Source organism: Sphingomonas sp. BL2 (assembly GCF_056680015.1).
Genome location: NZ_CM155261.1, coordinates 1,554,858 through 1,578,545 on the forward strand (window position 1 = coordinate 1,554,858; position 23,688 = coordinate 1,578,545).

At 67.4% G+C, this 23,688-nt stretch carries 20 protein-coding genes; 18 read left to right on the top strand and 2 right to left on the bottom strand.

Features of this window, described 5'->3' with window-relative positions; translation table 11 throughout:
• Positions 1 to 7 precede the first annotated feature (7 nt).
• The 6 genes from AC1ME3_RS07235 to AC1ME3_RS07260 all read left to right on the top strand — a co-directional run bounded on the left by AC1ME3_RS07235 (position 8) and on the right by AC1ME3_RS07260 (position 7,686).
• Entirely contained in the window at positions 8 to 1,285 is a 1,278-nt protein-coding gene (locus AC1ME3_RS07235) for an RsmB/NOP family class I SAM-dependent RNA methyltransferase (protein WP_480955433.1), read from the top strand.
• Between the two features lie 173 nt (positions 1,286 to 1,458).
• Positions 1,459 to 2,115, top strand: a complete 657-nt coding sequence (rpe, locus tag AC1ME3_RS07240) for a ribulose-phosphate 3-epimerase (protein ID WP_480955434.1) — start codon at positions 1,459 to 1,461, stop codon at positions 2,113 to 2,115.
• A gap of 17 nt (positions 2,116 to 2,132) precedes the next feature.
• A complete protein-coding gene (locus AC1ME3_RS07245; RefSeq protein ID WP_480955435.1) occupies positions 2,133 to 3,851 on the top strand; it encodes a heparinase II/III family protein in 1,719 nt (572 codons plus the stop codon).
• Positions 3,852 to 4,098: 247 nt separating this feature from the next.
• Positions 4,099 to 5,673, top strand: a complete 1,575-nt coding sequence (gene purH / locus AC1ME3_RS07250; RefSeq protein ID WP_480955436.1) for a bifunctional phosphoribosylaminoimidazolecarboxamide formyltransferase/IMP cyclohydrolase — start codon at positions 4,099 to 4,101, stop codon at positions 5,671 to 5,673.
• Positions 5,674 to 5,971: 298 nt separating this feature from the next.
• Positions 5,972 to 6,310, top strand: a complete 339-nt coding sequence (locus AC1ME3_RS07255) for a P-II family nitrogen regulator (RefSeq protein ID WP_056053652.1) — start codon at positions 5,972 to 5,974, stop codon at positions 6,308 to 6,310.
• An 11-nt stretch (positions 6,311 to 6,321) separates the two neighbouring features.
• Positions 6,322 to 7,686: an ammonium transporter gene (locus AC1ME3_RS07260; RefSeq protein ID WP_480955437.1), complete on the top strand. Its 1,365-nt coding sequence runs from the start codon at positions 6,322 to 6,324 to the stop codon at positions 7,684 to 7,686.
• A 140-nt stretch (positions 7,687 to 7,826) separates the two neighbouring features.
• Here the strand turns inward: AC1ME3_RS07260 and AC1ME3_RS07265 are convergent, their stop codons facing one another.
• Entirely contained in the window at positions 7,827 to 9,221 is a 1,395-nt protein-coding gene (locus tag AC1ME3_RS07265) for a helix-turn-helix domain-containing protein (protein WP_480955438.1), read from the bottom strand.
• 100 nt (positions 9,222 to 9,321) lie between these two features.
• On the opposite strand from AC1ME3_RS07265, the gene AC1ME3_RS07270 reads away from it, so the two are divergent.
• The 12 genes from AC1ME3_RS07270 (at position 9,322) to AC1ME3_RS07325 (ending at position 22,588) form a co-directional block, all read left to right on the top strand.
• Entirely contained in the window at positions 9,322 to 10,848 is a 1,527-nt protein-coding gene (locus tag AC1ME3_RS07270) for an acyl-CoA carboxylase subunit beta (protein ID WP_121905054.1), read from the top strand.
• A 25-nt stretch (positions 10,849 to 10,873) separates the two neighbouring features.
• Positions 10,874 to 11,443, top strand: a complete 570-nt coding sequence (locus AC1ME3_RS07275; protein WP_480955439.1) for a hypothetical protein — start codon at positions 10,874 to 10,876, stop codon at positions 11,441 to 11,443.
• The gene (locus AC1ME3_RS07280) at positions 11,443 to 11,955 is read left to right on the top strand and encodes a hypothetical protein (protein WP_480955440.1); all 513 of its coding nucleotides are present in this window, start codon (positions 11,443 to 11,445) and stop codon (positions 11,953 to 11,955) included. Before AC1ME3_RS07275 ends, AC1ME3_RS07280 begins: the two co-directional genes overlap by 1 nt.
• Before the next feature lie 54 nt (positions 11,956 to 12,009).
• On the top strand, positions 12,010 to 12,297 hold the full coding sequence (locus AC1ME3_RS07285; RefSeq protein ID WP_480955441.1) for a hypothetical protein: 288 nt from the start codon (positions 12,010 to 12,012) through the stop codon (positions 12,295 to 12,297).
• Positions 12,294 to 12,515, top strand: a complete 222-nt coding sequence (locus AC1ME3_RS07290) for a hypothetical protein (protein ID WP_133029647.1) — start codon at positions 12,294 to 12,296, stop codon at positions 12,513 to 12,515. The genes AC1ME3_RS07285 and AC1ME3_RS07290 overlap by 4 nt, the downstream gene beginning before the upstream one ends.
• A gap of 5 nt (positions 12,516 to 12,520) precedes the next feature.
• A complete protein-coding gene (gene mce / locus AC1ME3_RS07295; protein WP_132735338.1) occupies positions 12,521 to 12,943 on the top strand; it encodes a methylmalonyl-CoA epimerase in 423 nt (140 codons plus the stop codon).
• Between the two features lie 10 nt (positions 12,944 to 12,953).
• Entirely contained in the window at positions 12,954 to 13,739 is a 786-nt protein-coding gene (locus tag AC1ME3_RS07300) for an enoyl-CoA hydratase-related protein (RefSeq protein ID WP_480955442.1), read from the top strand.
• A 130-nt stretch (positions 13,740 to 13,869) separates the two neighbouring features.
• Positions 13,870 to 16,014, top strand: coding sequence for a methylmalonyl-CoA mutase (gene scpA, locus AC1ME3_RS07305; RefSeq protein WP_480955443.1), 2,145 nt, complete (start codon positions 13,870 to 13,872; stop codon positions 16,012 to 16,014).
• Positions 16,011 to 17,135, top strand: a complete 1,125-nt coding sequence (gene bioB, locus AC1ME3_RS07310) for a biotin synthase BioB (protein ID WP_480955444.1) — start codon at positions 16,011 to 16,013, stop codon at positions 17,133 to 17,135. Before scpA ends, bioB begins: the two co-directional genes overlap by 4 nt.
• Entirely contained in the window at positions 17,126 to 17,488 is a 363-nt protein-coding gene (locus AC1ME3_RS07315) for a lysozyme inhibitor LprI family protein (protein WP_056063929.1), read from the top strand. The genes bioB and AC1ME3_RS07315 overlap by 10 nt, the downstream gene beginning before the upstream one ends.
• Positions 17,489 to 17,540: 52 nt before the next feature.
• Entirely contained in the window at positions 17,541 to 19,625 is a 2,085-nt protein-coding gene (locus tag AC1ME3_RS07320; RefSeq protein WP_480955445.1) for an ATP-binding protein, read from the top strand.
• Positions 19,626 to 20,161: 536 nt separating this feature from the next.
• Positions 20,162 to 22,588 carry a DUF3772 domain-containing protein gene (locus AC1ME3_RS07325; RefSeq protein WP_480955446.1) on the top strand — a complete coding sequence of 809 codons (2,427 nt, stop codon included), beginning with the start codon at positions 20,162 to 20,164 and terminating at the stop codon, positions 22,586 to 22,588.
• Here the strand turns inward: AC1ME3_RS07325 and AC1ME3_RS07330 are convergent.
• Positions 22,573 to 23,610: a spore coat protein U domain-containing protein gene (locus AC1ME3_RS07330; protein WP_480955447.1), complete on the bottom strand. Its 1,038-nt coding sequence runs from the start codon at positions 23,608 to 23,610 to the stop codon at positions 22,573 to 22,575. The genes AC1ME3_RS07325 and AC1ME3_RS07330 overlap by 16 nt on opposite strands.
• Positions 23,611 to 23,688: the final 78 nt, after the last annotated feature.

A 23,688-nucleotide genomic window follows, 5' to 3' on the forward strand; every position in this document is an offset into this window, starting at 1 on the left:
CCTTGATATGCCCGACTATACCCATGCCCCCGAGCCGCTTGGCGTCCCTACCCGCCGTGCCGCGCTCCGCCTGCTCGATGCCGTCCTGCGTCGCGGCGAGTCGCTCGAATCCGCGTTGCCGGCAGCAACGCGCGCGATCCACGGTCCCGATCGCGGCCTGGCGCATGCGATCGCTGCGGAGACGCTGCGCCGCCTCCCCGATCTCGATGCGATGATCGATTCGGTGACCAAGACCAACCTGCCCGACGATGCGAAGGCGCGCATGGCGCTGCGGATCGCGCTCGTCCAGGTGCTGATCCTCGGTACGCCGTCGCACGCCGCGATCTCGACCGTCTTGCCACTCGTCGACGGCGGCCCGCGCAAGCTGGTCCACGGCGTGTTCGGCACGCTGTTCCGCGCCAATATGCTGCTCCCCGAAGTGCCGACCTTGCCGGCCCCCGTCGAACTGCGCTGGGAAGCGGCGTGGGGCGAGGAGATGGTCGACGCCGCCGGCCGCGCGATCGCGCAGGTGCCGCCGCTCGACCTGACGATCGCCGACCCGTCCGAGACCGAGGGCTGGCGCGAGAAACTCGGCGGCGAAAGTTTCATGCCCGGGCATCTGCGGTTGGGCGACCATGATTCAGTCCCCGACATGGCCGGTTTCGGCGACGGCGCCTGGTGGGTGCAGGACATCGCCGCCTCGCTTCCCGCGCGGTTGCTAGGGAAGGGGGAGGGCCATGTCCTCGATCTCTGCGCGGCGCCGGGCGGCAAGACGCTGCAACTCGCGAGCGCCGGCTGGACCGTCACCTCGGTCGACAATTCGCAGAGCCGCATCAAGCGCCTGCGCGAGAACCTCTACCGCACGCATCTGAAAGCCGAGGTCGTCAATGCCGACATCCTCGAATGGGCGCCGACCGAGCCCGCGGACGCAATCCTGATCGACGCGCCGTGCAGCGCCACGGGCATCTTCCGCCGCCACCCCGACGTCCTCCACCGCGTCCGCCCCTCGATCATCGCCGAGACCGCGGCGTTGCAGGCGCGCATCTTCGCGCGGGCAGCGGACTGGGTGAAGCCCGGCGGCACGCTCGTCTACGCCACCTGCTCGCTCGAACCGTCGGAAGGCGAAGCGCAACTCGACGCGTTCCTCGCGGCCCGCAGCGATTACACGATCGCCCCGGTCGACCAGTCCGAACTCCCCGCCGGCATCACCCCGACAGAGGCGGGCACGATCCGCACGCTCCCCGGCATGCTCGCCGACCAAGGCGGCTGCGACGGCTTCTTCATCACCCGCCTCAAGCGCAGCTAATAAATCCTCCCCCGCCAGGGGGAGGTGGCTGGCGCTCGCCAGACGGAGGGGGAGGGGGCGACACCGCAGGTTGCGTGTTCCTCCCCCTCCGTCACCTGCGGTGCCACCTCCCCCTGGCGGGGGAGGATCGACAGGGACTTCGCACCAACCAAATCCCGCGCTAGGACAATCCCATGCAACCCGTCCGCATCGCCCCCTCGATCCTCTCCGCCGACTTCGCCAAGCTTGGCGAGGAAGTCCGCGCCATCGACGCGGCTGGCGCCGACTGGATCCACATCGACGTGATGGACGGCCATTTCGTCCCCAACATCTCGTTCGGCCCCGCGGTCATGAAGTCGGTCCGCGGCGTCACCACCAAGCCGTTCGATGTCCACCTGATGATCTCGCCCGTCGACGCCTATCTCGACGCGTTCGCGGAGGCCGGCGCCGACTGCATCACCGTGCATTACGAGGCCGGGCCGCACATCCACCGCTCGCTCCAGCACATCAAGGGCCTCGGCAAGCGCGCCGGCGTCGTGATCTGCCCCGGCACGCCCGCGAAGATGCTCGACTACCTCATGGACATGGTCGACCTCGTCCTGGTCATGAGCGTCAACCCGGGCTTCGGCGGCCAGAGCTTCATCCCAAGCCAGCTCAAGAAGATCGCCGCGATCCGCACGATGATCGAAAAGAGCGGCCGCGCGATCGATCTCGAAGTCGATGGCGGCGTCGACGCCGAGTGGGCGAAGCGCTGCATCGACGCCGGCGCCGACGCACTGGTCGCGGGCACCTCGGTCTTCCGCGGCGGGCCCGATCACTACGCCGCCAACATCGCCGCGTTGCGGGGGTGAACGACACCGTTAATCCCGTGACCGATCCCGCCCCCGACGGGATCGACGAAGGCCGCCGCTTGATCCGTCTCGGCGGCGACAAGGGGCTGTCGCTCGCCGACCGCCTGGCCGAGCGCTTCCACCGCCTGACGTGGCGCACCCCGCTCCACACGCTCCGCCTCAAAGGCCGCTACCCGCTGAAGCTGATCGCGGTCCCCGACGATCCCATCCTCGGCGACATTCCGCGCGGCACGATGCTGCTGGAGGGCGTCCTCTCGTTCCGCGGCGAAGCGCGCGATATCGAGACGCTCGATCTTTCGAAGCCGCTGCCCAAACCGTTTGCGGAATATTTCCACGGGTTCGCGTGGCTGCGCGACCTCTCGACCGTCGCCACCCGCGCGCGGGGCGCACCGATCGCCGAGTACCTCATGGGCCTGTGGCTGACCGCCTATGCCGACACGCAGGGCGGGATCGCGTGGCGGCCCGATCTGTGGGGCCGCCGCATCCTCGCCTGGACCGCGCATGCGCCGTTGATCTTGTCGTCGTCGGACCAGATCTACCGCTCGAAGGTGTTGAACGCACTGGCGAAGGGCGCGCTTCACCTCGACCGCACCGCGGACAAGGCGCCAGCCGGTGCGCCACGCATCGCCGCGTGGTGCGGCGTCGTCGCTGCCGGACTCCTTATCCCCGGCGGCGAACCGCGCCAGGCGTTCGGTGAAGCCGGCCTGCTCCGCGCGCTCGGCACCGGCCTGTTCGACGATGGCGGCTCGGTCTCGCGCAGCCCGGCGATGCTGCTCGACTCGATCCAGCTGCTCACCCTGCTCCAGGAAAGCTACGTCGCCCGCGGTCTCGAACTCCCCGAGACGGTTGCGGTCACGCTCACGCGGATGGTCGCGGCCCTACTCGGCGTAGCGCACGCCGATCGTGGCCTGTCGAGCTGGCAGGGCGGCGGCCCGGCCAGCGAAACGCAGGTCGCCGCGGTCATCGAGGCCAGCGGCGTCCGCACCCGCCCCCTCCGCCAGGCGCGCGACTGGGGCTATCAACGCCTCGCCGCCGGCACCGCGGTGCTGATCGTCGACGCTGCCCCGCCGCCGATCGCGCGCCTCGTCGAAGGCGGCTGCGCCTCGACGCTCGCGTTCGAATTCTCCGATGGCCCCGCGCGGATCGTCGTCAATTGCGGCGGCGCCCGCGCGGGCATCGCGCAACTGCCGGCGGCGATGGTGGAGGGTTTGCGCTCGACGGCCGCCCATTCCACGCTGACGATCGCCGACAGCAATTCGACCGCGATCCTCACCGACGGCACGCTCGGCCGCGGCGTCGGCGAAGTCGAGCTCAGCCGCCAGGAATCGGACGCCGCCAGCCGGATCGAGGCGAGCCACGACGGCTATGTCCGCCGCTGGGGCTTCCTCCACCGCCGCCAGCTGATGCTCACCGGCGACGGCCGCGAACTCCGCGGTGAGGACGCGCTGTTGCCGCAGGGCCGCAAGCGCCGCGCGGGGTTGTCTTTGTTCGCGATCCGCTTCCATTTGGGCGAGGGCGTGCAGGTCTCCCCCACCGCGGACGGCCTCGGCGCGATCCTCCGCCTCCCCGGCGGTCCCCTGTGGCAATTCCGCTGCCGCGGCGGTGCGCTGGTAGTCGAGGACAGCGTCTGGATCGACGCCGACGGCCGCCCGGTCGCGACGCAGCAGCTGATGATCACGGGTGAAGCGGCGGCGGGTGGCGCGAGTGTGAGCTGGGCGCTGAAGAAGGCCGTCTGACCGGAGGCCACCCTAGGTGAGATGCACCACCCCGGCGGAGGCCGGGGCCCAGTTGGAAAGGTGGCAATAACGGAGCGCCGTCACCGGTTAGCAACGTCCCCCAACTGGACCCCGGCCTTCGCCGGGGAGGTGCCATTGTTCGGAATGGCGCGGGATGGCGGCATTCGTGCGTGACCTGCCCCCCTGTTCCCCAACGTCAACCAACGCTAAGGCACCGCCGCACGGCGACCCCCGACGAAAGACCCTCATGACCAGCATCCCGATCACCCTTCCCATTCGGCGCGCGCTCCTGTCCGTCTCCGACAAGACCGGGATCGTCGATCTCGGCAAGGCGCTGGCCAGCCACGGCGTAGAACTCGTCTCCACCGGCGGCACCGCCACCGCCCTCCGCGCCGCCGGCTTGGAAGTGCGCGACGTCAGCGAACTCACCGGCTTCCCCGAGATGATGGACGGCCGCGTGAAGACGCTCCACCCGATGGTCCACGGCGGCCTGCTCGCGGTCCGCGACGACGCCGGCCATGCCGCCTCGATGGCCGAGCACAAGATCGGCGCGATCGATCTCGTGATCGTCAACCTTTACCCGTTTGAAGCTACCGTCGCCAAGGGCGCCGACCGCGACACCGTGATCGAGAACATCGACATCGGCGGCCCCAGCATGGTGCGCTCGGCCGCCAAGAACCACGCCTATGTCGCGATCGTCACCGACCCCGCCGACTATGCGCTCGTCTCGGGCGGCACGACGACGCTCGAAGACCGCAAGAAGCTCGCCGCCAAGGCCTTCGCCACCACAGCCGCCTATGACTCCGCCATCGCGACCTGGTTCGGCACGGTAGATCAGGCCGAGGAATTCCCCGCCACCCTGCCGATCACGCTCAAGCGCGGCGATAGCTTGCGCTACGGCGAAAACCCGCACCAGTCCGCCGCCTTCTACACCGCGACCGGTTCAGTCCAAGGCATCGGCCAGGCCCGCCAGCTCCAGGGCAAGGCGCTCAGCTACAACAACCTCAACGACGCCGACGCCGCGCTCGAACTCATCGCCGAGTTCCGCGACGCCGAGCCCTCCGTCGTGATCGTCAAGCACGCCAACCCGTGCGGCGTCGCCACCGGCGCCACCCTCGCCGAAGCCTATGCCGCGGCATTCGCCTGCGACACGGTGTCGGCATTCGGCGGCATCATCGCCGTCAACCGCACGCTCGACGCCGAAACCGCGCGCCAGATAACCGGCATCTTCACCGAAGTCGTCGTCGCCCCCGACGCCGACGAGGAGGCGATCGCGCTGTTCGCCGCCAAGAAGAACCTCCGCCTGCTGCTCACCGGCGACCTCCCCGATCCCGCGCGGCTCGGCTTGACGGCGAAGTCGATCGCTGGCGGCTGGCTCGTCCAGGGCCGCGACAACGGCACGCCCGGCGAGTTGAAAGTCGTCACCAAGCGCCAGCCGACCGAGCAGGAGCTGATCGACTGCCGCTTCGCCTGGACCGTCGCCAAGCACACCAAGTCCAACGCGATCGTCTACGCCAAGGACGGCAGCACCGCAGGGATCGGCGCCGGCCAGATGAACCGCCTCGAATCCGCACGTATCGCTGCGTGGAAGGCGAAGGACGCGGCGGAAAAGGCCGGCTGGTCGACGCCGCGCACGATCGGCTCGGCGGTCGCGTCGGACGCGTTCTTCCCCTTCGCCGACGGTTTGCTGGCCGCAGTCGAAGCGGGAGCGACGGCGGTGATCCAGCCCGGCGGCTCGATCCGCGACGCCGACGTCATCGCGGCGGCGGACGAAGCCGGCCTCGCGATGGTGTTCACCGGCATGCGCCACTTCCGCCACTGAGTTTGGCGGGGCGGGGGCAGGCAAAATCCGCCACCGCACCCACTCCGTCATGCCGGGCTCGTTCCGGCATCCACGGTCCCGCAAACCAAACGCTCGTGAGTACGCGGCGCGGTGGATGCCGGAACAAGCCCGGCATGACGGAAAGATAGCTGCCCGTTTTTCGAGCACCCGCACCGCACTGCACAAGTTTTAACCGCAAAACCCCCGCTGCTCGCCCCCGCAGGCACACCTCACTCCTCCAAACCTCAACTGGCACGCACATTGCGAGGCGCCCCTGGTAACAAGGGGAAGGGGCGCGATGAAACTCGTCATTGCCATCATCAAGCCGTTCAAGCTCGACGAGGTGCGCGAAGCGCTCACCACGATCGGCGTGGCGGGCATGACGGTCACCGAGGTCAAGGGGTTCGGCCGTCAGAAGGGCCAGACCGAGATCTATCGGGGGGCCGAGTACAGCACCAACATGGTGCCGAAGATCAAGATCGAGGTGGTCTGCGCCGCCAGCCTGTCCGACCGCGTGGTCGAGGCGATCCAGGCCTCGGCGAACACCGGCGCGATCGGCGACGGCAAGATCTTCGTGCTCGACGTCGGCCAGGCGGTACGCATCCGCACCGGTGAAACCGACGATTCAGCGCTCTGAGGGGGGACGAGATGAAGCATGATTTGAAGAAGGCCGCCGTCGCGGCTCTAGGGTTCGGCGCGACGATGATCGCCGCCGCACCCGCCTGGGCACAGGCCGCAGCCGCACCGGTGGTTACGCCCGTCGTTGCTACCGTAAACAAGGGCGATACCGCCTGGATGATGACCTCGACGATCCTCGTCCTGATGATGATCCTGCCCGGCCTCGCGCTGTTCTACGGCGGCCTCACGCGGTCGAAGAACATGCTGTCGACCATGACGCAGATCGGTGCCGTCGCGGCGCTCGCGATGCTGATCTGGGTGATGTGGGGCTATTCGCTGGCACTCGGCAGCGACAACGGCAGCGCGCTGCTCAGCAACTTCATCGGCGGCTTCGGCAAGCTGTTCCTGGCCGGCGTCACGCCCGCATCACAGGCAGCGACCTTCACGGCCGGTGTCGAGATCCCCGAATATGTCTTCATCTGCTTCCAGATGACCTTCGCCGCGATCACCATCGCGCTGGTCCTGGGTTCGGTCGTCGAGCGCATGAAGTTCTCGGCAGTGATGGTGTTCGGCCTGGTCTGGCTGACGATCGTCTACTTGCCCGTAGCGCACATGGTGTGGGCATCGAGCGGCTATTTCTTTAAGGCGGGCGCACTTGATTTCGCCGGCGGTACCGTGGTCCACATTAACGCCGGCGTCTCGGCGCTGGTCGCAGCCCTCATCCTCGGCAAGCGTATTGGCTATCCGAAGGAGCAGATGGCACCGCACTCGCTGGTCATGACCGGCATCGGCACCGGGCTACTCTGGGTCGGCTGGTTCGGCTTCAACGCCGGCTCTGCGCTCGAGGCGAACGGCTCTGCCGCACTCGCGATGCTCAACACCTTCGTCGCCACGGCTTCTGCCGCCCTGTTCTGGATGCTTGCCGAGAAGCTCTCGGGTCACAAGGGTTCGGCTTTGGGCTTCTGCTCGGGCATCGTCGCCGGCCTCGTCGCCGTCACGCCGGCCGCGGGCAACTCCGGCCCGTTCGGCGCCATCGTCCTCGGCGCGATCGCCTCGCTCGTCTGCTTCATGGCAGTGTCGAAGCTCAAGCCGATGCTCGGCTACGACGACTCGCTCGACGCCTTCGGGATCCACGGCATCGGCGGCATGATCGGCGCGATCGGCACCGCGGTGGTCTACGCCCCGTCGCTCGGCGGGCCAGGCGCTGCGGACTATGCGATGGGCGCCAAGCTCTTCGTGCAGCTCCAGGCGGTGATCGTCACGATCATCTGGGCCACGATCGGCACCACGATCGCGATCTACGTCGCCAAGGCCGTCACCGGTCTGCGGGTATCGCCGGAAGTCGAGCACGCGGGTCTCGACATCGGCGAACACGGCGAGCGCGCTTACAACTGATCGCCAACACGAATCGGTAGCGGGCCAGTCGAGCCCGCACCCACGACGTTCCTCCTGCGGACAACCTTAGCCCGGTGTGGAAACACACCGGGCCTTTTTTATGTCGATCGAAGTGGTACTTCGATCGAGTTCCGAAGGGGCTAAACCACCTCGTACGGCACGGCGCCGCGGCGGTCGGGATCGACCCGGATCTCGCTGGCAGCAGGCGGAAACGCGCGCTGGTCACAGTCGGTGCGCAAGCAAACCCGACACGAAGACCCGATCGGCGTCGCGATCCCGCCCGTTCCCAGCGCATCGGCATAGATGAACTCCGACGCGTTCGCCTCTTCGCACCCCAGCGCCACCGCATAGCGCCGCGCCGGCCGCGTGTACGTCTCGGACGGCTTCACCAGGCCTTTCGCCATCGAGACGTAGCGGATGCCGTCGGTCGTCTCGATCAACTGCGTCAGGATCCGGTCGGGGATCGCCACTGCCTCGTGGACGATCCACAACGGACACGCGCCGCCGAAGCGCGCGAACTGCAACCGCGTGGCGGAGTGCCGCTTGGTGATGTTCCCCGCCATGTCGACGCGGCAGAAGAAGAACGGGATGCCCAGCGCTCCGGGGCGCTGGAGCGTCGAGAGGCGGTGACACGTCTGCTCGAAACTCGTCCCGAAGATCCGCCGCAGCCGGTCGATGTCGTGGCGCACGCTCCGCGCCTCGGTGCGGAAGCGGGTATAGGGCATGACGATCGCCCCCGCCGCGTAGTTGGTCAGCCCCGCGGTCAGCAGCGCTCGCGCCGTCTCCGAAGCCATCTCAGATGCAGCGACGATCCCGCCGATGACGTCGCCGAACTCGTGCCGTGCGACTTGATGCGCGAGCGAGAACAGGGTGGTCTCGCCCGGCTGCGATCCGTCCAACCGCAGGGTCGCGCCATCGTAATCGCGCAAGGGAGCGGCGAGCGCGCCCGAGATCGCAACCGACACACCTCTCGCCGCCAGCCGAGCCTCCAGCGCCGCAACCCGGTCTGCGCCGAGCGTCTCGCCGATCTCCTCCGCCCGCCGATCAAGCGCATCGACATAATTGCCCGCCGCATGAAACCAGTCGCGCACGTCCTCCCACGGCAGCAACCCCGGCGCGCCCGATCCCGCCACCAGCCGATCGTCGAGCGCCCGCAACTGCTCCTGCGCGCGGCGGTACGCGTCGTGCATAGCGACGAGGCGCTGCGCCAACAGCGGCTGATGCTTTACCGCACGCCGCACTGCCGTCTCGTCGAGCGCAGGTGCCTCCACACTCGTATCCGACACCGCCTCGAGCGTCGCGATCAGCAGCGCGGTATCGTCCGCCGCGTCGATGCTCCCCCAATCCGCCGGAAACTCGCGCGCCAGCGTGATCAGCACGCCCTCGGTCACCGGCCGGTCGCCATTCTCGATCTGCGAAAGGTAGCTTACCGACAGCCCGATCCGCGCGGCCATCGCCGCCTGGCTGATTCCAAGAACGCGGCGCAGGTCGCGCAGGCGGTGTCCGACGAAGAGGCGACGAGCGGGCAAAGTCATATCCCCGCCTAGTTTGCAAACATGCCTCGGACAAGTTTGCAACATTGCATTTGCGCATCGCATCCCGCTCTGTGAAGGCAGTCAGCAGGACGGAGAGACGATGTCATCCACGATCGAAGAGCTTGAACGCCGCCGCGAAGCCGCCAGAGTCGGCGGGGGCCTCAAGCGGATCGCAGCGCAGCACGCCAAGGGTAAGCTCACCGCAAGGGAGCGCCTTGACGTGCTGCTGGACGAGGGATCGTTCGAGGAGCTCGACATGTACGTCGAGCACAACTGCGTCGATTTCGGCATGCAGGATCAGGTCATCCCCGGCGACGGCGTGGTCACTGGCTCGGGAACGATCAACGGCCGCCTCGTCTTCGTCTTCAGCCAGGATTTCACCGTATTCGGCGGGTCGCTCAGCGAACGTCACGCGCAGAAGATCTGCAAGGTGATGGACAGCGCGATGAAGGTTGGCGCGCCGATCATCGGCCTCAACGACAGCGGCGGCGCGCGCATCCAGGAGGGCGTTGCCTCGCTCGGTGGTTACGCCGAAGTGTTCCAGCGCAACGCGCTCGCGTCCGGCGTCGTGCCGCAGCTCTCGCTCATCATGGGCCCCTGCGCCGGCGGTGCGGTGTATTCCCCCGCGATGACCGACTTCATCTTCATGGTGAAGGATTCGAGCTACATGTTCGTCACCGGCCCCGACGTGGTCAAGACGGTGACCAACGAGGTCGTGACGCAGGAGGCGCTCGGCGGCGCGGTGACTCACACCACCAAGACCTCGGTCGCCGACAACGCGTTCGAGAACGACATCGAAGCGCTGCTCGCGGCACGCGACTTCTTCGACTTCCTGCCTGCGTCGAACCGGGACGGTGTGCCCGAGCGCCCGACCGCGGACGAATGGGACCGGATCGAGGAGAGCCTCGACACGCTGATCCCGGCGTCGGCGAACCAGCCCTACGATATGCACGAGCTGATCCGGAAGACCGTCGACGAAGGCGATTTCTTCGAGACGCAGCCGGCGCACGCGGCCAACATCATCACCGGCTTCGGCCGTATCGAGGGCCGCACGGTCGGCTTCGTCGCGAACCAGCCGATGGTGCTCGCCGGCGTGCTCGACATCAATTCGTCGAAGAAGGCGGCGCGGTTCGTGCGCTTCTGCGACGCGTTCGAGATCCCGATCGTGACCTTCGTCGACGTCCCCGGCTTCCTGCCCGGCACCGCGCAGGAGCATAACGGCATCATCAAGCACGGCGCCAAACTCCTGTTCGCGTATGCCGAGGCGACCGTGCCGAAGATCACCGTCATCACGCGCAAAGCTTACGGCGGCGCGTACGACGTGATGGCGTCGAAGCACCTGCGCGGCGACCTCAACTATGCCTGGCCGACCGCCGAGATCGCGGTGATGGGCGCGAAGGGCGCGGTCGAGATCATCTTCCGCGGCAAGACGCCCGAAGAGATCGCCGAACGCACCGCGGAATACGAGGCGCGCTTCGCGAACCCGTTCGTCGCCGCGTCGAAGGGCTTCATCGACGAAGTGATCCAACCCCACTCGACCCGCCGCCGCATCGCGCTCGGCCTACGGAAACTCCGCGGCAAGGCGCTGGAGAATCCGTGGAAGAAGCATGATAACATCCCGCTGTGACGATCCAGTCGCTCGGGAGGCGATCTTGAAGAAACTGCCACTGTCGAAACAGCTTATATTCGTCGGCATCGTTGTCGGCGTGGCGATGCTCACGTCGTTCGTGCTGGCCTTCTTCGCTGCCGCCGCGGCAGGGCGAAGCGGCCAGCCGCTGCCGTCGCCGATCATCGGCCTTTCCCTCGGAGTCGTGGCAGGCGCGATCTATCTCGGGCTCGCGGGCAACAAGCGTGTGGCACTGGCGAGCGGCGATGCCCGGCAGGCGGCGTTGGCCCCGGTGGCCGACGGGACCGCGCGGCTGATTGTCTTGCGTCGTGGATTCATCGGCAAGCTGGCCGGTGTCGACGTGTATGTCGATGGCGAGGCACGGACACAGCTCAAAAGCCCGCGTTTCGCCGCGCTGACGGTGAGTCCGGGCATCCACACGCTCGAAGCCAAGGTGCAGAACAAGCCATCCAGGGCCGTTACCGTGGAAGCGTTCGCCAATGCGACCGCGATCGTCGAGATCGAGGTCGGGATGAAGCAGGCAACGCCCGTTCAACGGACTGACGATGCCGGGCTTCGCGCCGTGCTCGCCAGCACACCGATGGTGGTCGCGTAATGCTGGGTCTGCTCCTTCTCCAAGCGGCTGTCACAGCCGCGCCCGCGCCTGTCTGGAAGCTTGCCGATCGCACCAACCCGGCGGGCGTGCGCAGTATCTCCGCGTCGGTCACCGGCAATGACGGGCTCTCGCGGTTCGTCGTGAAGTGCGATGTCGCCTCCGAGCCGATCGTGTCGATCCAGTTCATTCAGCCGCAACCACTCGGGTCTGGCGCGGACAAGCCTGTCGCGGTGCGTTTCGATGGCGGGCCCGCCTTCACCTATAATTGGCAGTTTCCGGGCACCGGCACCTACGTCACCGATCCGGAGGCCATCACCAGGCTGACCACGTTCCTCGTCAAGTCGAAGATGGTCCGAGTCGAGACAACCAACGGCGCTAACTTCGCAGTACAGGCGAACTTCGTCGCGCCTACCAGCGATGCGATGGTCCGCCAGGTGCTCGGCGTCTGCGGCTACACGCTCGGCGTCGTCCCGCCGCTCTCCTCCAAGCCAGCCGCCGAGCCTGCGGAATGACGCGTTGTATCCCGCTCTCCCGCACATTATCATGTCATGATAAGGAGTCGTGACATGCAGACCGAACGCGTGACGTTTTTGACCTCGCCGGATCACAAGGCGGCGCTCGACGCCTTCGCCGCGAGTAACGGCAAATCCGTCGGCCACGTCCTCCGCGCCGCCTCGACGCGCTATCTCGTCGAAGGCGAAGCGGACGAGGAGGCTGCGCTGGCATTGCTCGTCCGCGAAGTCGAGGCTGCCGTTCCCTTGATGCGCGCGGACATCCGCGACACGATCGCCTCGATCCAGCGCGCCAACGATGCTGTCGACGCGGTCCTCGCTGGCGAAAGACCCAACGCATGAGCGTCGTCGGCGATGCACTGAAGGCGATGCGGACCGTCCTGCTGATGCAGGAGGATCTGCGCGTGATGAAGGACGCCGCGCACGCGCAGGGCGACCGGCTCGCACGTCTTGCCGAGGCGCATGGCGCATTGCGCGACCGAGTCAGCCGGCTCGAGGGAATCATCGAAGGCGCCGCTATGGCGCGCCGCATGCCCGATCAACCAAGGATCGAAGGATGACCGCCATGCTGGGCCGTCTCAATCATGTCGGAGTTGCGACGCCGTCGATCGCGAAGTCGGTCGAGACGTATCGCCTGCTGCTCGGCGCGACCGCGATCGGCGAGCCGTTCGACTTGCCCGCGCAGGGCGTGAAGGTGTGCTTCATCGATGCGCCGAATACGCAGATCGAGCTGATCGAGCCGTATGACGAGAGTTCGCCGATCGCCGGCTTCCTGCGCAAGAACCCGGCCGGTGGGCAGCATCATGTCTGCTTCGAGGTGGCCGATATCCATGCGGCGGTTGCCGACCTGAAGGCGAAGGGCGCGACCGTGCTGGGCGAGCCGCGGATCGGCGCGCATGGCACGCCGATCGTGTTCGTGCACCCGAAAGATTTCGGCGGCATGCTGGTCGAGTTGATGGAGACGCCGGGCGATACCGGCGCGCACTAGGAGAGATCTGATGGCCGCGTACGAGCATATCCTGAGCGAGCGGCGCGGCGACGTGCTGGTGCTGACGCTGAACCGGCCCGACCGGCTGAACGCCGCACCACCGGCGATGTTCGAGGAGTTGCGCGCGGCGCTGGGCGATCTGGATGGTGCGCGGGCGGTGCTTATCGCGGGCGCTGGCCGCGCGTTCTGCTCGGGCGCGGATGTCGGGGGCGGGGCGCTTGGTTCGGACAATCCGGGCGAGGCGACGTTCGCGGCGCTGACCGGAAGCTACAATCCGACGATGGCGGCGATCGCCGATCTGTCGGTGCCGGTGGTGAGCGCAGTGCGCGGGCCGGCGGCGGGGATCGGGTGCAGCCTCGCGCTCGCCGCCGATTTCTGCGTCGCGAGCGAGACCGCGTATTTTCTCCAGGCGTTCGTGAATATTGGGCTGGTGCCGGACGGCGGCGCGTCGTGGATGCTGCCGCGGCTGATCGGCAAGGCGCGGGCGACCGAGATGATGATGCTCGGCGAGCGGGTTCCGGCGGCAAAGTCGCTCGACTGGGGTATGGTGCACAAGGTGGTCGCGGACGATGCTCTGGACGCCGAGGCGTTCACCTTGGCCGAGCGACTGGCGGCGATGCCGACGATCGCACTCGGGCTGATGCGGCGGGCGATTACCGCTGCATACGAGACGGATTACGCGACCGCGATGCAGGCCGAGGCGGCGAACCAGCGCGATGCTCGCGGGTCGGCGGACTCGATGGAAGGCGGCCGCGCGTTCCTGGAAAAGCGCAAGCCGGTGTTTACTGGCAAGTGATGGCTTCTGCTACTCGTTCCCCGGCGAAGGCCGGGGCCCAGGCTCGATGCGCAGCATCGAACGCGCTCCCGCGCGCGGTGTGTTTGAGGGGCTGGGCCCCGGCCTCCGCCGGGGAACTAGGTGCAAGGTAATGACTGACAAACCGAACCCCAATCTCGCAGACTGGCAGGCCGCCGCCGCCAAGGAAGTCAAAGGCGCCGACCTCACTTGGCCGACCCCTGAGGGCATCGACGTCAAGCCGCTCTACACCGCGGAAGACGTGCGCGAAGACCCCGGCCTCCCCGGTTTCGCGCCCTTCACCCGCGGCGTCCGCGCGTCGATGTACGCCGGCCGCCCCTGGACGATCCGCCAGTACGCCGGCTTCTCCACCGCCGAAGCCTCGAACGCGTTCTACCGTCGCAACCTCGCCGCCGGCCAGAAAGGTCTCTCGGTAGCGTTCGATCTCGCCACGCACCGCGGCTATGACTCCGACCACCCCCGCGTCACCGGCGACGTCGGCAAGGCAGGCGTCGCGATCGACTCGGTCGAGGACATGAAGATCCTCTTCGACGGTATCCCGCTCGACAAGATGTCGGTCAGCATGACGATGAACGGCGCGGTGATCCCGATCCTCGCCTTCTTCATCGTCGCGGGCGAGGAGCAGGGCGTCGACCGCAAACTGCTCGACGGGACCATCCAGAACGACATCCTCAAGGAGTTCATGGTCCGCAACACCTACATCTACCCGCCCGAGCCGAGCATGCGGATCATCTCGGACATCTTCGGCTACACGAGCCGCGAGATGCCCAAGTTCAACAGCATTTCGATCAGCGGCTATCACATGCAGGAGGCAGGAGCGACGCAGCTCCACGAGCTCGCCTTCACGATCGCCGACGGCATGGAATATGTGAAATACGGCGTCGCGAGCGGCCTCGACATCGACAAATTCGCCGGGCGGCTGAGCTTCTTCTTCGCGATCGGCATGAACTTCTTCATGGAGATCGCCAAGCTCCGCGCCGCCCGCGTCCTCTGGCACCGCGCGATGACTGAGCTCGGCGCGCAGGACGAGCGCTCGAAGATGCTCCGCACGCATTGCCAGACCAGCGGCGTCTCGCTCACCGAGCAGGACCCGTACAACAACGTCATGCGCACGACGATCGAGGCGATGGCGGCAATGCTCGGCGGCACGCAGTCGCTCCACACCAACGCGCTCGACGAGGCGATCGCACTGCCGACCGACTTTTCCGCACGGATCGCGCGCAACACGCAGATCGTGATCCAGGAAGAGACGGGGATGACCAAGGTCGTCGATCCGCTCGGCGGCAGCTATTATATCGAGAGCCTGACGCAGTCGCTGGTCGATGGCGCGTGGAGCCTGATCGAGCGGATCCAGTCCGAAGGCGGCATGGCGAAGGCGGTCGCGGCAGGCTGGCCCAAGGCGATGATCGAGGAGGCCGCTGCCGGCCGCCAGGCGCGCGTCGATCGCGGCGAGGACGTCATCGTCGGCGTCAACAAGTACAAGCTCGCCGAACAGGACGCGATCGAGATCCTCGACGTGGACAACGTCGCAGTGCGCGCTGGCCAGATCGAACGCATCGAGCGGGTAAAGGCCACGCGCGACGAGGCGGCATGCCGCGTTGCGCTAGATGCGTTACGGGAAGGCGCGAAAGGCTCCGAGAACCTTCTCGCCCTAGCCGTCGACTGCGCCCGAGCCCGCGCCACGCTCGGCGAAATCTCCTCCGCGATGGAAGACGTGTTCGGCCGCTACGGCACGCAACCTACCCCCGTCTCCGGCATCTACGGCGGCGCGTACGAAGACGACGCGCGCTGGACCCGCCTCACCGACGGCGTCGAAGCCACCGAGCGCCGGATGGGCCGCAAACCCCGCATGCTCGTCGCCAAGATGGGCCAGGACGGCCACGACCGCGGCGCCAACCTCGTCTCGTCGATGTTCGGCGACCTGGGCTTCGAGATCGTCCCCGGCCCGCTGTTCCAGACCCCTGCCGAAGCCGCCGCGCTCGCGCTCGAAAACGACGTCGACATCGTCGGTGCCTCAAGCCTCGCCGCCGGCCACAAGACGCTGATCCCCGAACTGATCGGCTATCTCCGCGAGGCGGGCCGCGCGGATATCAAGGTGATCGCGGGTGGCGTTATCCCCGCACAGGACTATCAGGCGCTGCGCGATGCCGGGGTCCAGGCGATCTTCGGCCCCGGCACCAACCTGATCCAGGCCGCCGAGGACGTGTTGAAACTCCTCGGCCACAACATGGCCCCGCAAGAGGAAGCCGCCGAATGACGACCGAAATTCTAGATCTTCTCCCCTCCCGCCTGCGGGAGGGGTCGGGGGAGGGCAGTGCCGCAAACACTGCCGCCGCCGCTTCTGGACAGCCCCTCCCCCGACCCCTCCCGCAGGCGGGAGGGGAGTCTAGAACCGACTGGACCCGCCCCGAGATCGCCGCGCTGTTCGACCTCCCGTTCGACGAACTCATGTTCCGCGCGCAGACCGTCCACCGCGCGCACCACGCGGTCGGCGAGGTCCAGCTCTGCACTTTGCTGTCGATCAAGACCGGCGGCTGCCCCGAGGATTGCGGCTATTGCTCGCAGTCTGCCTCGTCCGACAGCGGCCTGAAGGCGGAAAAGCTGATGGACGTCGACGCCGTCCTCGCCGACGCCGCGCAAGCCAAGGCCGCGGGATCGCAGCGTTTCTGCATGGGCGCCGCCTGGCGAAACCCCAAGCCGCGCGACATGCCGAAGGTCGTCGCGATGGTCGAAGGCGTCCGCGCGATGGGGCTCGAGACGTGCATGACGCTCGGCATGCTCGACGCGGACCAGGCCAGGCAGCTCGCCGACGCCGGCCTCGATTACTACAACCACAACATCGACACCTCGCCCGAGAATTACGGCAACGTCATCACCACGCGAACCTTCGGCGACCGGCTGGAGACGCTGGCGAACGTCCGTGACGCGGGCATCTCGGTCTGCTGCGGCGGGATCGTCGGGATGGGCGAGACGCGCAGCGACCGCGTCGGCTTCGTCCACGCGCTCGCCACGCTGCCGCGCCATCCGGAGAGCGTCCCCGTCAACGCGCTGGTCCCGGTCAAGGGCACGCCGCTCGGCGACATGCTCGCCGGCACGCCGATGGCGCAGATCGACGATATCGAGTTCGTCCGGACCGTCGCGGTCGCACGGATCACGATGCCATTGAGCATGGTACGCCTGTCCGCCGGGCGCGAGAGCATGTCCGAGGCGACGCAGGCACTCTGCTTCATGGCCGGCGCGAACTCGATCTTCACCGGCGACAAGCTGCTGACCACCGGCAACGCCGGCGACAGCGCGGATGCGACGCTGCTGGCGAAGCTGGGGATGAAACCGATGGTCGGCGCGGAGCCGATGAGAGAGGCCAAGACATGCTGCTGATCGCACTCCTGATGACCGCGGCGGCTCCAATGCAGTCGCAGGCGACGATGAACGCCTCCGCCGGTACGAGTTACGCGCGGGCGGATGCGGCGATGGCGGCGCAGTGGAAGCGGACCTACGCCTATATGAAGGGGCGCGACGCGCAGGACGGGTCGCGCGGCGGCGGGTTCGGCTATGCCGCAGCGCTGTTGGAGAGCCAGCGTGCATGGCTCAAGTTCCGCGATACGCAGTGCGTGATCGAAGGCGGCCAATATGCCGGCGGTTCGGCGCAGGGCATGACGATTGCCGGGTGCCGGACCGACCTGACGCAGGCCCGCACGAAGCAACTCAAGACGATGATTTGGTACCAATAACCAGTCCGCACCCGGACCGCGTCCGGCAAGACGGCACAGATTAGGGCGAGTGATGTTCAAGAAAATCCTGGTCGCCAATCGGGGCGAGATCGCATGCCGCGTCATGCGGACCGCCAAGGCGATGGGCATCAAGACCGTCGCGGTCTATTCCGATGCCGACGCGCGCGCGCCGCATGTGCTGATGGCCGACGAGTCCGTCCGGCTCGGGCCGGCACCCGCCGCGGAGAGCTATCTCAAGGCCGAGCTGATCCTGCTCGCCGCCAAGGAAACCGGCGCTGACTGCATCCACCCCGGCTACGGCTTCCTCTCCGAGCGTGAGAGTTTCGCGCTGGCCTGCGCCGAGGCGGGGATCGCGTTCGTCGGGCCTCCCCCGAAAGCGATCGCCGCGATGGGCGACAAGATCGAATCGAAGAAGCTCGCCAAGGCCGCGGGCGTCAACGTCGTGCCGGGCTATCTCGGCGAGATCGACAGCACCGACCACGCGGTCGAGATCGCCGGCGGCATCGGCTATCCGGTGATGATGAAGGCGTCGGCCGGCGGCGGCGGCAAGGGCATGCGCCTCGCCTATAGCGAGCAGGACGTTCGCGAAGGCTTCGAGGCGACCAAGCGCGAGGGGCTTGCCAGCTTCGGCGACGACCGCGTGTTCATCGAGAAGTTCATCGAATCGCCGCGCCATATCGAGATCCAGCTGATCGGCGACCAGCACGGCAACATCATCTATCTCAACGAGCGCGAATGCTCGATCCAGCGGCGGCATCAGAAGGTCGTCGAGGAGGCGCCGTCGCCGTTCGTGACGCCTGCCATGCGCAAGGCGATGGGGGAGCAGGCGGTCGCGCTGGCGCAGGCGGTGGGGTATTATTCGGCGGGGACGGTCGAGCTGATCGTGTCGGGCGCGGACACGACGGGGGAGGGATTCTATTTCCTCGAGATGAACACCCGGCTTCAGGTCGAGCATCCGGTGACGGAGGAGATCACCGGGCTGGACCTGGTCGAACTGATGATCCGCGTCGCTGCCGGGGAACCGCTAGGGTTCACGCAGGACGAGGTGAAGCTCGAGGGCTGGTCGATCGAGAACCGCGTGTACGCCGAGGATCCGTACCGCGGGTTCCTGCCGTCGATCGGTCGCTTGGTGCGGTATAATCCGCCCCTCCCGTTCGCCCTGAGCGAAGTCGAAGGGCATGCCCCGAGCGGAGGTGCTTCGACTTCGCTCAGCACGAACGGGGAAGGGGTGGCGGAGTCCGCGGAACCCCGAGTCCGCGTCGACGATGGCGTCCGCGAGGGCGGCGAGGTCAGCATGTTCTACGACCCGATGATCGCCAAGCTCATCACCTGGGCCCCCACCCGCGACGGCGCCATCGCCGCGCAGATCGCCGCGCTCGATGCGTTCGAGCTGGAGGGGCCGGGCAACAACATCGATTTCCTCTCGGCGATCATGCAGCACCCGCGCTTCCAGTCGGGCGCACTAACCACGGGCTTCATCGCCGAGGAATATCCAGAAGGCTTCCACGGCGCCCCCGCCGACGCCGAACTGCTGAAGACGCTCGCCGCCGTCGCAGCCTTCGCCGCCACCGCCGAAGCCGACCGCGCGCGCCGCATCGACGGCCAGCTCGGCAAGCGCCTCCGCCCGCCCGCCGACTGGTCGGTGACGATCGACAAGATCGACCATGCAGTGACGGTCTCGACCGACGGCATCATGGTTGACGGCGAAGACCTCGACCTGGCGCTCGAATACACGCCCGGCGATCGCATGGTGGTCGCCGATGGTCACGGGACCGATGGCGACGAACACCTCACGATCCGCATCGCCAAGGCCCGCGCCGGCTTCAAGCTGACGGCCCGCGGCGCAAGCCACGTCGCCCGCGTGCTGCCCGCCCGCGTCGCGCCCTATACCGCGCACCTGATCGAGAAGGTTGCGCCAGATCTGTCGAAGTTCCTGATCTGCCCAATGCCGGGACTGCTGGTGCGGCTCGACGTCGCGGCGGGCGACAGAGTCGAGGCAGGGCAGGCGCTCGCCGTGGTCGAGGCGATGAAGATGGAGAACATCCTGCGCGCCGAGAAGACGGGGACGGTGAAGTCGGTTGCTGCGAAGACCGGGGACAGCCTCGCGGTGGATCAGGTGATCCTCGAGCTGGACTAAGCGCTGCGCCGGGTCCGAACCAAACGCCGTTCCGTCCCCGCCGCCGGCCGCCCCGTCATGCCGGACTCGTTCCGGCATCCACCGGTCCGCACACCCGAGAGACTTGAGTGTGCGGGCCGGTGGGCCCCGGCCTCCGCCGGGGTGACGGACTAGGGTGGAAGCGCGCCTTGTTCTAGCTCGCGCGAAAGAGCCGGACCGCACGTCCTGTTTCCCCGCGAAGGCGGGGACCCAGTCTGGGCTCCCGCCTTCGCGGGAGAACAAGGAAGCGTCGACAACGGCTGTGTTCTTAGGATGACGCCCCCAACAAGAACACCACCCCGGCGAAGGCCGGGGCCCAGTTGGGAGCGGCTGATGATTGAGGCCAGCGCCCTGTTACAACGACCTTGCCAACTGGGCCCCGGCCTTCGCCGAGGCGGGACGTGTGATGGGCAAGCGTTCATCCTGAGGCTTTGCCGAAAACAGCGGCAGCGGTGCCGGGACCCAAGCCCAACGCCACCCCCTCCCGTTTCCGACCTCATCGCTGTAAAGCACCCTGGATGACCCTCCTCCGCTACCTCGCCGCGCTCCTCCTCGCGATCACCGCGCTTCCCGCCACCGCGCAGGACGAGCCCAAGGTCGCGACCGTCGCCGCCAACCTCACCCAAGCTTCCGCCGAGCTTCAAGCAATCGACGACGCGACCCCCGCCGCGCGCGACGACAAAGCGCGGCAAGCCCTCCGGACCCGCGCGCAAACCGTGCAGACCACCGCCGCCGACGCCGTCCGCACGCTCACCCCCGAGATGGCGCTCGTCCAGGCGCGTGTCGCGGAACTCGGTGCCGCCACCCCCGGCGTCGTCGAAGCCCCCGAGATCCGCCAGCAACGCAAGCTCCTCGCGCAGAGCCAGTCCGCGATCGACTCCGCGATCAAGCGCGCCCGCCTCATCGGCATCGAGGCCAAGCAGCAGATCGACGACATCGGTGCGGCCGAGGCGGAGGAACTCGGCCAGCAGCTGTCCGAAAACACCGGCTCGCCGCTGTCGCCGACCTTGTGGGCGGCGATCGTCGATCACCTGCCGCGCGACACTTCGCGGCTGGTCCGATTCGCTAATGTCGAGGTTCGCCAGTTCGGTGCACGGTTCGACATGCGTGCCGGCACCGGGCTGCTGATCGGCATCCTAACCGCGCTAGTGCTGATCGTGCCCCTGCGGCGCTGGCTACACGGCGTCGGCCGGCGGTACGCGACCAATCACGCGCCCGGCGGTCGCCTGCGACGCTCGGCCTACGCGCTGTGGCTGGTCGTGATCGGCACCGCGCTACCCGGCCTTGCCGCATGGGCGATCGTCGCGTCGCTGCGCTGGGCCGGGCTCGTCTCGCTCGCCTGGAGCCGGTTCGGCGCGCTCTTCGTCGGGATTTCGTGGTTCTGCGCGTTCGTCTCATCGCTCGGCGGCGCGCTCCTGCTGCGCGGCCAGTCGACCTGGCGCCTGCTGCCGATCGGCGACCCCGCGGCGAACGCGCTGCGGCCGTACACCTGGATGGCGGCGGGCCTGATCTTCTTCGGCCAGTTGCTGATCGCGACGAACACGCTGATCGGCATCAGCGCACCGGCATCGAGTGCGGCCAACGCGGTCGTCGCGCTGCTCCACATCGTCCTGCTCGGCGCGATCCTCGTGACGCTCGGACGGCTGCGCGCCGCCGCGCTGCCCGATCCGACGAAGCCCGCGCGCAACACGCTGCTCGCGATCGTCGCGACGCTGGTCTGGCTGGTCCTGCTCGTCACGCTGATCGCCGGCCTGATCGGCTATGTGAACTTCGCGCTGAAGGTCGCGACGTGGCTGCTGTGGGGCGCGATCGTCGGCGCGTCGCTGTACCTGATGATGACCTTTACCGACGACGCGTGCCGGACGTTGCTGTCGAGCGGCAACCGGCTCGGCCGGTCGGCGAACAGCGGCTTCGGGGTCGACAACAAGACCGTCGACCAGATCGGCGTGCTGCTGTCGGCGGTGTTGCGGCTGCTGCTGATCCTGCTCGCGGTCGGCGCGGTGATGGCGCCATTCGGGGCGGGCGTCGGCTCGGCGTTCGAGCTGTTCGGCACGGTCGCGAACGGCGTGACAATCGGGCAGGTCACGATCTCGCCGGGCGCGGTGCTGCGCTCGATCGCGGTGCTGTTCGTCGCGCTGGCGATCATGCGCGGGCTGCAGCACTGGCTGGTGAACAGCTATTTGCCGACCACCGCGATGGACGCCGGCGCGCAGAATTCGGTAATGATGGTCGCGCGCTATGCCGGGATCATCGCCGCGGTGCTGTGGGCGCTCGGCGCGCTCGGAATCGGCATGGAGAAGCTCGCCGTGGTGCTCGGCGCGCTGTCGGTCGGGATCGGTTTCGGCCTCCAGGCGATCACGCAGAACTTCGTCTCGGGGCTGATCCTGCTGGCCGAACGCCCGGTGAAGATCGGCGATCTCGTCCGGATCGGCAACATGGAGGGCGACGTCAAGCGGATCAACGTCCGCTCGACCGAGATCCAGGTGGCGGACCGATCGACGCTGATCGTGCCGAATTCGGAACTGATCACCAAGACGATCCAGAACATGACGCTGGCAGCACCGATCGGCCGGATCCAGCTGCAATTCTCGGTGCCGCTCGAGGAGGATCTCGACGCGGTGCGGACGATGCTGTTCGCGGCGTTCGCGGAGAAGCACGAGGTACTCGACGATCCCGAGCCCAAGGTGTTCATCGACTCGATCGACGCCGGCCGCGCCAAGTTCAACTGCTTCGCCTATGTCGCGTCCCCGCGCGACGCCTATCCGATGCGCAGCGAACTGTTGTTCACCCTGCTCCGTCAGTTCCGCGAGGCGGGGATCGAGGTGGGAACGACCGCGACCAAGATGGAACTGGTCGGGTCGCTGCCGTCGGCGGCGGGGGCCGACCCCGCGGCGCAGGATTCCGATGAGGGCGGCGGTCAGACCTCCGCTCAGAATAAGGAATAAGGCAACGACACGCTGAAGCTCGATCCCGCGGCCATCGTGCCCTGGGGGCGGACGCGGACATTGGTGACCGCCTTTGGCGTGGTGGTCGGGTCATAGGTCCAGCTGGTGCCGCCATTCGCAGAGAAATCGACGTCGTCGGTGGTGCTCGCGGGCGCGCTGTAGGTGACTCCGAGGGTCGACGCGGGAGAGCCCTCGGCAGTCTTGACGAAGGTGGTCGTCGCGGTGCCGTCACCATCGAGCGCCACGGCGCCACGGTTCGGCGTCGGCAGCACGACGGCAAGCGAGTTGGCGTCGATCGCCACGATATCGGGGTTGGTAAGGGTGATCGTCGTCCGCTGCTTGCTGCCCGGGATCGCGCGCGGGTTGTTGGTCGTGGATTGGGGATCCCAGGTCGTCCGGGTGACGATCGACACGGTGAACGGCTTGGCCGAGACGATCATCGTCACCGCGACGTTGGCGACGGGGATCGTTGTCGGATTGGCGTCGAGGTTGCCGACACAGATCCCCAACGCGCCGAGCAGATCGCAGAACCGCCACTCCCAGGCGACCTTGAAGCTGCCCTTGTAGGTGCCTGGCGCGACGGCGGCGGTCGACGATGGGCGGACATAGACCTTTACGTTGCGCGCCGATCCCCCGAGCAGCCCGAGCAGATTGACCAACGTACCGTTCATGTAGACGAACGGCGTTCCCGCGGTGAACGGGTTCGCGCCCGCGCTATCCGCGGCGATCACGTATTTCGCGGTGACCGTATCGAGCGGGTTGGTCGAGGTCAGCTTGAACCCGTCCGCGCTGGTCACGGTCGCACGCAGGTAGTTGCCGGACAGCACGGAGATCGTCGTGCTGGGGCAATCGAAACCCGCCGGTACCGGTCCATAGGGGGGGGCGCCGCCGAGCAGCGCATTGGGTGAATAGGTGCCGAGTGCAGTCGAGGCGGGATCAGCGACCGTGCAGGCTGCCCATGCCGAAGACGGCATCGCAAACATCGCTGTGGCGATCAGCACTCTGGTGAACCCGGTCCTCAATGTCGCGCCCTTCCGCTAGTTACGCGACGGGGCTAGGCCGGCATTCGTTAATGCGTTTTGAAGAACCGGAAACGGGTG